General features: G+C 68.9%; 6 protein-coding genes. All 6 read left to right on the forward strand.

Going from position 1 to position 10,855, the window contains the following annotated elements:
• On the forward strand, nucleotides 1-1,511 hold a 1,511-nt coding region (locus tag ACRDSQ_RS20120), incomplete at its 5' end, for a hypothetical protein (RefSeq protein ID WP_431423184.1).
• A 190-nt stretch (nucleotides 1,512-1,701) separates the two neighbouring features.
• Nucleotides 1,702-4,227: a TonB-dependent receptor gene (locus ACRDSQ_RS20125; RefSeq protein ID WP_431423186.1), complete on the forward strand. Its 2,526-nt coding sequence runs from the start codon at nucleotides 1,702-1,704 to the stop codon at nucleotides 4,225-4,227.
• Entirely contained in the window at nucleotides 4,227-7,517 is a 3,291-nt protein-coding gene (locus ACRDSQ_RS20130; protein ID WP_431423188.1) for a hypothetical protein, read from the forward strand. Before ACRDSQ_RS20125 ends, ACRDSQ_RS20130 begins: the two co-directional genes overlap by 1 nt.
• A gap of 68 nt (nucleotides 7,518-7,585) precedes the next feature.
• Nucleotides 7,586-8,566, forward strand: a complete 981-nt coding sequence (locus ACRDSQ_RS20135; protein WP_431423189.1) for a PorV/PorQ family protein — start codon at nucleotides 7,586-7,588, stop codon at nucleotides 8,564-8,566.
• A 34-nt stretch (nucleotides 8,567-8,600) separates the two neighbouring features.
• Nucleotides 8,601-10,220 carry a glucoamylase family protein gene (locus ACRDSQ_RS20140; protein ID WP_431423191.1) on the forward strand — a complete coding sequence of 540 codons (1,620 nt, stop codon included), beginning with the start codon at nucleotides 8,601-8,603 and terminating at the stop codon, nucleotides 10,218-10,220.
• On the forward strand, nucleotides 10,220-10,855 hold a 636-nt coding region (locus ACRDSQ_RS20145), incomplete at its 3' end, for a hypothetical protein (RefSeq protein WP_431423193.1). The genes ACRDSQ_RS20140 and ACRDSQ_RS20145, both read left to right, overlap by 1 nt.

Below are 10,855 nucleotides of genomic sequence, written 5' to 3' on the forward strand. Positions count from 1 at the left end.
CCCCGATCCGGTTCCGCGGCTGGTGGACCGGATGCAGCGACAACCCCTCGAACTGTCCGCGGCCTCGAACGCCGACCGAGATCCAGGCTTGGGATGCCGTCACCACGGTGGGGGGCATCAGCAACGACGACAACAACGTGGATGGCAATCCCAGCGACGACAACGACTGGGGCTACGTGATCGAGATGCGTTTCGACCTGGGCATGATGGGGTACGACGTCACCCAGGCCGGCGGCGACGTGGTCGAATGGAACGTGTCGATCTACGACTGCGACTGGCTTTGGCCGTTCCAGTCGATCTTCAGCGCGAATCGTGTGTGGTGGCAGAACCCGTGGGGGAACGACTTCTGGTTCCACAACGTGCGGGTGATCGGGAAGCCGGGGGTCACGGTCGCCTCCGGGCCGACGCCGGCCTTCGGTCCGGACGTGCGGATTCCCGCGGCCGACAACTACGCGGGGCCGGTGATGGACGGCTCGCTCGCCGACAACGTGTGGCAGGGTGCTCCGTCCTTCGACATCCGTTACGATGACACCGCGCTGCGCGCCTCCTATCCGGGCCAGGGGCCCTGGCGCAGCGGGCAATACCAGATCGCCGTGAACGGCATCGACGGCGACCCCGACCCCCTGCCGCTCATCCTGGATCCGGCGGACTGCACGGTGAAATGGTTCCACAAGGGGGACCGGCTCTACCTGGGGTTCGACGTGCGTGACCAGATCGTCCAGTACTACTCGATCGACAGCCGCTGGGACGGCTTCATTGTGACGCTCAACGACTACGTCGCGCGCAGCGTCAGCAATCACCAGCTCAAGGCCTATCGCTACAGCTTCCAGGTGGGGCCCTCCGGACAGGCGCTCGCGCAGGACGAGCTGCCGCCGCTGATCGGCCAGGGCGGCGCCCAGGTGGCGCTCCAGCTCAAGTCCTCGTCGCCGCTCGATACGCTCGATCGCACACAGTCGGACGTGGGTTACACCGCCGAGATGTGGATCGACCTCACCAAGATCGGCTACCCCGCGGGGCTCGGGGACCGCCGGCTCTTCATCGGCATCGATCACCTCGACGGCGACTCGTTCACCAACTGGCCCGACAGCTACAGTGCCCGGGTGTGGTGGCAGCGCGAGCACGCCGGCGGTAGCGGCGCGGACGGGGGCAGCAAGGATGGCCCGGCCTGGGGCTATCTCGATCCCGCCTACCAGGTCGTGGGGGTGGAGCCGCCCGGGACCGGTCCGCCGGGCGTCGCGTCGCTCCTCGGCAACCGCCCGAATCCGTTCCCGGACCGGACCTCGGTATACTTCATGCTCTCGCGCCCGGGCCACGTCCGGCTCGACGTGTTCGACCTGCTGGGGCGGCGGGTGGCGTTCCGGGACTACGGCCTCCAGCCGGCCGGACTCTCGTACGTGATCTTCGATGCCGAGGGGCTCGCGAGCGGGCTCTACGGCTACCGACTCCGCGTCCTCGAAGACGGGGGTGGACCCGCGACCACAATGGCGGGGAGAATGCTCATCACGCGGTGAGGTCGGTGGCGGGGGGTGGGCCACGCGGGCCCGGCCTTCGCCGCCGCCGCGCGCCGCCCAGGGGCCCGAGTCCGGCATGACGGCACGTGGAAGCTGGAGGTGGGCGAGCGTCGCCGCCACGGCGACGCTCGCACTATCTCTAGGGATCGCGACAGCGCGAGCGGGTACGACCGGGAAGCTGACCGGGGTCGTGCGCGACGGGAAGAAGCAACCGCTCGCCGGGGCCAATGTGGCCTTGCCGGAGGCACGTCTGGGCACGGTCACGGACAACGACGGTCGCTACACCATCTTCAACGTTCCGGCCGGCACCTACACGCTGCGCGTCGGACTCATCGGCCACGCGACCACGGTGCTCACCGGGGTGTCGATCCCGGCCGACCGCACGACGGCGATGGACGCGACCCTCCAGGAGAGCGCGGTCCAGCTGCAGGAGGTGGTGGTCAGCGCGCGGCGCCCGGTGGTCGAGCTGGGACTCACCAGCAACGTCGCGACCGTGACGCGCGCCGAGATCGCCACGCTTCCGGTGCAGCAGCTCGACGACATCGTCAATCTCCAGGCCGGCGTCGTGGACGGGCACATCCGGGGTGGCCGGCGCGGCGAGGTGCAGTACCAGGTCGACGGGCTCACGGTGAACAACCCGTTCGACAATGCCGCCTCCGTCCGCCTCGACCGCTCCGTCCTCGAAGAGGTCCAGGTCATCAGCGGCACCTTCGACGCCGAGTACGGCCACGCCATGAGCGGCGTTGTCAACGCGGTCCTGCGGCGCGGGAGCGATCGTTTCGAGTGGTCGGGGGAGGTGTTCAACGGCGACTTCATCTATCCCGGCAGCTCCCGGCCGGCGAAGGACGAGTTCAACCCCGGGACGCTCCAGAACTACCAGCTCACCGCCAGCGGCCCCATCGGGCTCCCGCGGACGCTGTTCCTGGTCAGCGGACGCTACGGCGTCAAGAACGGCTATCTCGAGGGGCAGCGCCGCCTGGTCGACATCGACCGGTCCGATCCCGACACCGTGATCTACACGGGGGTGCGGCCCGAGTACCTGCCGGTCGGCTACACCCGCGAATGGCTCGGCCTCGCCAAACTCACCAACCGCTCGATCCCGAACGTCGAGCTGAGCTACCAGGCGATCCTCAACCGAATCGAGTCGCGGAACGAGAACTGGGACTTCCGGCTCAACGTGGACGGCCTGCCGAAACAGCGCACGCGCTCCGCGGTGCACGGCTTCGAGTGGACCCACACGCTGAGCCCGACCTCGTTCTATCGGCTGAACGTGAGGCAGAACTATTTCGACTACAAGGACATGCTCTACGACTCCGTCTTCGACCCCCGCTACGACCTGATCGGGCCGCCGTTCAAGGTGGAGGGCTTCGAGTACGACGCCGTCCTGGGCGGGGTCTCCGAGACGCGCTTCGTCCAGAACACCAACGCGGTCGTGTTCGCCGGCGCTCTGAACCACGTGCTCAAGGGCGACCATCAGATCAAGGCAGGGTTCGAGTGGCAGCCGGCCTGGGTGCGCTTCGGGGTCCCCGGGCACCTGGTCTGGACCGGCACCAAGTACGTCCGCCACTTCGACGAGCCAGCCGAGGGATTCCCGCCCCCGCGCCGGTACGCACCGGTGTTCGGGTCCATCTACGCCCAGGACGACATCGAGTGGAACGATCTTCGTTTCCGCGCCGGGCTGCGCTACGAGTACTTCAACCCGCGCACCTCGGTGCCGGGCGACCTCGCCAACCCGGCCAACACGATCGCCGGCGCCGCCTACGTGCCGCCGCGGGCGGCGTCCCGCAAGCTCACGATCTCGCCGCGGCTCGGCGTGTCCTACCCGGTGACCCCCAAGACCTCGCTGTTCTTCGCCTACGGTCACTTCTACCAGATGCCGCAGATCGGACAGATGTACGCCAACGCGGACTACTCGGTGCTCGGCACGCTCCAGGCCAGCTCCGAGAAGGACTACGGCGTGCTCGGGAATCCCGACGTGCGGCCGGAGAAGTCGATCCAGTACCAGTTCGGGTACAAGCAGGAGCTGCGCGACTGGCTCGGCCTGGACCTGACGCTCTTCTACAAGGACATCCGCGACCTGCTTGGCACCGAGATCCTCACGACCTACAACAACGCCGTGTACAAACGGCTGTCGAACATCGACTTCGGCAACGTCATCGGGCTCACCGTGGCGCTCGACCAGCGCGCGCTGGGGCTGGTGAGTACGGCGCTCGACTACACCTGGCAGGTCGCCGGCGGGAACTCCAGCGACCCCTACGAGACCGCGGCCCGCGTTGACGCCAAGGAGGACCCGCGCCCGCGGCAGGTGCCGCTCAACTGGGACCAGCGACACACGGTCAACCTCACCGTGACGCTGGCCCGGCCCGGTTCGTTCAACGCCAGCGGGGTGTTCCGCGCGGCGAGCGGGCAGCCGTACACCCCGGCAACCGAGACCGGCTTCGGCGGGTCGCTCGAAGCGAACTCGGGGCGCAAGCCGCTCTCGTTCCTGATGGATCTGCGGGGCGAGAAGCGGCTCCTCGCCGGGTGGAGCACGTTCGTGACCGTCTACAATTTGTTCGACACCCGGTTCTTCAACGGGGCGGTGTTCGCGAACTCGGGCAGTCCGTTCTACTCGCGCACCGACACCGCCGCGGACCGGAGGGATCTGGCCAACCCGACCCGCTACTACCCGCCGCGCCGGATCGAGCTCGGGATTCGCTGGGAGGGCCGCTCGTGATGCGCATGCGCCCTGCCCTCGCTTCGTTGGCCCTCGCCCTCGGGCTGGCCGTGCCGCCGGTTCCGGTGTCCGCCGACGTCCCGGTGCCGGTCCCGCCGGCACAGCGGGGACGGCTGGATGCCGAGCGCTCCGGGCTCCACGCCGCGGCCAACATCCGCACGGTGTTCTGGAACTTCGGCATGGTGGGGGACTACCCGGCTGATCCCGGGAACGTCGACCTGAGCACGTTCCATTCGGTCGAGGTGCCGCGCGGCACGGGGATGAACTACTCCGACGGCATCACGCCCTTCGTCCTGTCGAAGATCCGCACCCGGGACGGGCAGGACGTGTTCCTCATGGAGACGGGATTCCGCGAGCGCCAGCAGCTCAGCCCGCAGTTCAACCGCATCATGCGGTTCGAGCCGCGCCCGGGCTACTTCGAGCCCGACCCCAACATCAACCGGGCCCGATCCCCGGCGGTCAGCACCGATACGCTCACCTGGCCCCGGACCTGGCCCGACCGTCTCGACGACCCCGACGATCCCGGGTGGTCGCGAAGCTGGAACGGCTACTTCGGCAAGCGCGCCGCCGCGGACCAGGAGAGCTTTTTCGTCATGGACGACGAGTTCTACGACGCCTGGCTGTACTCGCCGGACGCCCGTGACAGCTCGCGTCACGGGCTCGGGCTGCGCGTCGAGGTCCGGGGATTCCAGTGGGCGAACCCCCAGGCGGGCAACGTCATCTTCTGGCACTACGACATCGCCAACGAGAGCACGACCGACTATCGGGACATCATCTTCGGGCTCTATATGGACTCGGGCGTGGGCGGGTCGGCGCTCTCGTGCGACGGCATCTTCGAGTCCGACGACGACAACGCGTTCTTCGACAAGTCCGCCCAGTTGAACCTGGTCTACACCTGGGACCGCTTCGGCCACGGCACCGATCGCAGCGGGAACTGCGGCCGCACCGGCTACCTCGGGTACGCCTATCTCGAGACCCCCGGGAACGCGACCGACGGCGTGGACAACGACGAGGACGGTTTCATCGACGAGCGGCGGGAAGGCGGGCCCGGCGTCCAGATCCTGGGCCAGGACGCGATCCGCGCGCATGTCCTGACCCACTACGACCTGGCCCTTTTCGAGGCCGCCTACGGCCCGCTCGCGGACCGGCCCCCGTACCGAATCGGGAGCTGGTGGACCGGTGACGAGGACATGGACTGGGTCCCGGAGTTCAACGACGTGGGTGCCGACGGCGTGGGCGGCACCAGCGACACCGGCGAGAGCGACGGCATCCCCAGCGAAGGGGAGCCCAACTTCGACCGCACCGACCTCAACGAGTCGGACCAGATCGGTCTCACCGGCTTCAAGATGAACCGGATCAAGGCGGGCTCGGGCAACCCGGACCCGACCACGGACGGCATCCTGTTCTACACCGACGCGAACAGCTGGCCCGAGCGGCTCTACACCAAGTTCACCGATCCCTACGAACCCGCGCGTTTCGATTCGGCGCTGGCGTCGAACTACAACATCGGGTTCCTGTTCGCCTCGGGCCCGTTCCCGCTGCGGGCGGGGCAACGCGAACGCTTCAGCCTCGCGCTCGCCTACGGCGCCGACCTCTCGGAGCTGCGCACCACGGTGGGCACGGTCCAGCAGATCTACGACGGCAACTACCAGTTCGCGGTGCCGCCACCCCGGCCCACGCTCACCGCCGAGGCCGGCGACGGCTTCGTGCGCCTGTCATGGGACGACGTGGCCGAGCGCGGCGTGGACCCTGTCACCGGGGCGTTCGACTTCGAGGGCTACAAGATCTACCGCTCGACCGAACCCGACTTCAACGATCCGGAGAAGATCACGACCGGCCGCGGCGGCGACATCGGGCTCCGCGAGCCCCTGGTCCAGTTTGACCTGGTGGACGGCCGGCGCGGCTACTCGCAGCGGGCGGTCGAAGGGGTGCAGTATTGGCTCGGGGACGACACCGGGATCACCCACACCTGGACCGACGAAACCGTCACGAACGGGCAGGAGTACTACTACGCGATCGTCGCCTACGACTACGGGGTGGAATCGCCGACCGTGACCCGGCAGGTCTTCCCGTCCCAGAACGCGGTCACGGTCATCCGGACGACCCGCGGCGGGACCATCCTGCCCAGCAACGTGGTCAACGTGCGGCCCAACCCGCGGGCGCTGGGATTCCGCGGCGCCACGGTGGACACCGATACCGCGGCCCACGTGCTGGGCGACGGGGTGGGCCGGGTGTCGGTCGACGTCGTCAACTCGAACCTGATCCCCGAGGGCCACCTGTTCAAGGTCGCCTTCTTCGCCTCGAGCCCCGAGAGCATCCACGCCACGCGCTACGTGCTATCGGACAGCACCTCGGGGGCGGTGTGCTTCGCCAACGGCCGGGACTTCGACTCCACCGGCACGGGTTCAATCGGATGCGGCCTGCTGCCCCTGGTCTCCGGGATCGACAGCGTGCGCGTCAACACGCAACTGACGGGCTTCCCGTCCGGGAGTCCGACCAACGCCAAGTTCAGGGTGTCCTACCAGCCGGTCCAGTCGATCAACCGGCGGCGGACCGGATTCCCCGACGACATCTCGATCGTCTTCGACGACGTGGTGCGGGACACGGGCCAGGCCGCGTTCCCGTTCCCACCCGCGCTCCCGGCCAAGTTCCGCGTGTTCGCCCACACCGACACCGGCGACGTCCAGCTCGACTTCATCTTCCGCGATGGACTGGTCAACGGCACCCAGCGCGACAGCACCCTCAGCCGTTCCGACGAACGGATCGACATCCTATGCCCGATCCCGAACGTGCGGGTCGACTCGCTCAACACCTGGCGCGTGCAGCTCGACCTGCCCGCCTCGGGCGTCCCGCTCCGGCCGCCGGGGGCCGGCGACGTTTACCACCTGCGGCTCGACAAGCCGCTGGGGGAGGGCGACGTCTTCACGTTCACCACCCGCGGCGCGCGGGTCGATCAGGGCGTCGCCCGCACCGCGTTCGCCACCGTGCCGTACGTGGTGCCGAATCCCTATGTCGAATCGGCGAGCTTCGAGCCCGCCCCCTTCAACGTCACCGGTCGCGGCGAGCGCCGCATGGAGTTCCGCGGGCTTCCCACGTCGTGCACCATCCGCATCTACACGGTGCGCGGTGACCTGGTCCAGACGCTGCGGCACGAGGCGTCGTTCGAGGGATTCGTGGCCTGGAACCTGCGCACCAAGGACAATCTCGAGGTGGCGCCGGGTCTGTACGTCTTCCATGTCGAGGCGCCGGGGATCGGCACCCACGTGGGCAAGTTCGCGATCATCAAATGAACGCTCGCGCGGTCGCAAGGGCCGCGAGGTTCCGGAGTCCCGGGGCTGCCGGCGGGGCGGCGATCGCGGTGCTGCTCGCGATCGCGCCGCCGGCCCCGGCCCAGACCAAGACCGGGACCACGCTGGGGCAGTTCCTGCTGATCGAGCCCAGCGCGCGCTTCACCGCGATCGGCAACGCGGGCGTGGCGGCTGGCGAGGGTATCGACGGGGTCTACTACAACCCCGCGGCGGCGGGCCGCGTCTCACGCCTCGAATTCCAGCTCACCCACATCAACTGGCTGGCCGGCATCCGGTACGACTACGTCGCCGCGGCGATCCCGTTCAAGACGTGGGGCACCGCATTCGCCACGGTATCCTCGCTCAACTCCGGCGAGATCGACGTGCGCACCGTCAGCCAGCCGCTCGGCACCGGGGAGCGCTACTCGGTCTCGAACGTCGCGCTCGGGCTCGGGTTCGCCCGCTCCATCAGCGAGCGGTTCAGCGCCGGGATCCAGGTGAAGTACTTCCAGGAGACCGTCTGGCACAGCTCGGCGGGGACGGTCACCTTCGACGTCGGCACGGTGTACCGGATCCGCCCGGACGGCCTCCACATCGGGTCCAGCATCTCGAACTTCGGGACCGGCGCGCGCTTCTCGGGACGCGACCTGCGAATCACCTACGACGATGATCCGACCCGCGCCGGCGACAACGGGGCACTCCCCGGAGAGCGCTTCGTGCAGGCCTACCCGGTTCCGGTGCTATTCCGCGTGGGCGTCGGGCTCCCCTGGCGGCCGGCCCCCGACTGGCGTGTCTGGACCTCGGTCGAGGCGAACCACCCCAACTCCAACCCCGAGAGCATGAGCGGCGGGGTCGAGGCGAGCTTCCGCGATCTGTTCGCGATCCGGGCCGGCTACCAGGGTTTGTTCAAGGTGGACTCCGAGGAGGGCCTCGCGCTCGGGACCGGAATCAAAGGCCGCCTCGAGGCGTTCGACTACCGGATCGACTACGCCTGGGCCGACTACGGACGGCTGGGGAACGTGCACCGACTGACACTCGCCATGCAGTACTAGGACTTCATGCCACCCTCATCGGGAGACCGTATCCATGCATAGACGCCTCGCGCCCATCCTGCTCCTCATCCTCGTGGTGTCCGGCCTGGGCGCACCGGCGGCCCGGGCCGCGACCGTCGAGACCACCGACGCGATCCTGGACAGCCTCCAGTACGGCGCGTTCCGCTACGCGTGGGACGAGTCGAATCCCACGAATGGCCTGATCCGCGACCGCAGCCAGCCCGGGTCGCCCTGCAGCATCGCGGCGCAGGGATTCGGCTTCTCCGCGATCTGCATCGGCGTGGATCACGGGTGGGTGTCGCGGGCCGCCGCGGCGGCGAGGGTGCTCACCGCGCTCCAGACCTTCTGGAACACGCCGCAGGGCCTGGCGGTGGGCGGCGTGAGCGGCTACAAGGGACTGTTCTTCCACTTCCTCGACATGAACACGGCGACCAGGGTCTGGAGCAGCGAGCTGTCGACCATTGACACCGCGCTGCTGCTGGCGGGGATCCTCGACGCGAAGCAGTTCTTCGACGGCCCTGCCGCCGACGAAGTCCAGATCCGCGCCCTCGCCGACGCAATCTACCAGCGCGTGGATTGGACGTTCGTGCAGACCTGCAATCCGCCGTGCTGCACCGCAATCTGGATGGGCTGGAAGCCCGAGTCCGGGTTCTCGACCTTCGGCGCGTGGTTCGGATACAACGAGGCGATGATCCTCTACCTGCTGGCGATCGGGTCCCCGACCCATCCGATCGTGGGCTGCTCGTGGTCGACCTGGACCGCCGGGTACGACTGGGAGACGCACTACGGATACTCCTACGTGCGCTTCGCGCCGCTCTTCGGCCATCAGTACACCCACTGCTGGGTCGACTTCCGGTCCTGGAACGACACGTACATGACCGCGCACGGCCTCACCTACTTCGAGAACTCGCGCCGCGCCACCTACGCCCAGCGCGCTTACTGCATCGCGAATCCCGGAGGGTTCACGGGATACGGCGCCGACCTCTGGGGGCTCACGGCCTCGGACGATCCGCCGCCCGCGCCGCTGTACGTGGCACACGGGGCCCCGCCGGCGGAGAACGACAACGGCACCATCACGCCCACCGCCGCAATCAGCTCGATCCCGTTCGCGCCCGAGATCGTGATCCCCGTCATCGAGAACCTGTGGAACACCTACAAGGGCGTGCTGTGGGGGCCCTACGGCTTCCGCGACGCGTTCAATCTGACGTCGAATCCCGACTGGTACGGCGCGGACGTGCTCGGGATCGACCAGGGGCCGATCGCCATCATGATCGAGAACTATCGGACCTCCCGGGTCTGGAACCGGTTCATGCGGAACCCGGAGGTGGTGGCCGGCCTCCAGGGGGCCGGGTTCACCGCGATCGTCGGCGTCGAGGAGCCGCGACCCGGTCCGCTCCGGGGCGGCTTGGAGGTGGCGCCGAACCCCATGCTCTCCCATGCCACGATCCGCTTCCAGCTCGTCCAGGCGGGGCACGTGCGTCTGGTGGTCTACGACGTGAGCGGCCGGGAGATCGCGCGGCTCGTGGACGGAGAGCGGGACGCCGGGGTCCACGATATCCGTCTCGACGGGGCCGATCTCCCGAGCGGGGTCTATCGCTGCCGTCTGGACGCCGGCGGGACCACCCTCGAGCGGATCGTCGTCCGGTTGCGCTGATGGTCCGGCATCGCGGCCCGCGGGAGGCGATCTCGGCGCCCCCCGCGACCCTCGCTTCGCACCGCTCAGCCCCCGGAAGCCCCCGCGGGCGGCTGCTCGGCAACGGCCGCTATCGCGCGCTCGTCACCGAGTCCGGCACCGGCGGTGCGTGGCTGGACGGGCAGGCGCTCACCCTCTGGCGCGGCGACCCGGTCGAGGATGCCGACGGCTGGTTCCTCTACCTGCGCGATCTGGCGGACGGGACCTTCTGGTCGCTCGCGGACCGCCCGGTGCCGGGCGCGCCAGGGGCGCACGACGGCGAGCACGGTCCCGGCTGGCTGGCGATCGGGCGGCGCCAGTCGGGGATCGCGAGCCGCATGGAGGTGTGGGTGGACGCGGAGCGTGCGGCGGAATGCCGGCGGGTCACGCTCCAGAACCTCACCGACCGCCCGCGCACGATCGAGCTGACCAGCTATCTGGAGGTCGTGCTCCTGGACGCCCGCCATCACGCGTCGCACCCCGCGTTCTCGAAGCTGTTCGTCCAGACCGCCTGGCTCCCCGACCGCGAGCTGCTGCTGGCGTGGCGGCGGCCGCGCGATCCCGGCCAGCGGCACCCGTGGCTCGCGCACGCGGCGCGCGCCCGGGGCGCCCTCGGC

The organism is Actinokineospora sp., from assembly GCF_050699995.1.
In the GTDB taxonomy this organism is placed as follows: Bacteria; Actinomycetota; Actinomycetes; order Mycobacteriales; family Pseudonocardiaceae; genus Actinokineospora.

What these genes read in the sequence shown, in the direction of transcription:
- ACRDSQ_RS20130 (WP_431423188.1), top strand. Translation starts at nt 4,227, where the DNA reads ATGCGCATGCGCCCTGCCCTCGCTTCGTTGGCCCTCGCCCTCGGGCTG.
- ACRDSQ_RS20140 (WP_431423191.1), top strand. Translation starts at nt 8,601, where the DNA reads ATGCATAGACGCCTCGCGCCCATCCTGCTCCTCATCCTCGTGGTGTCC.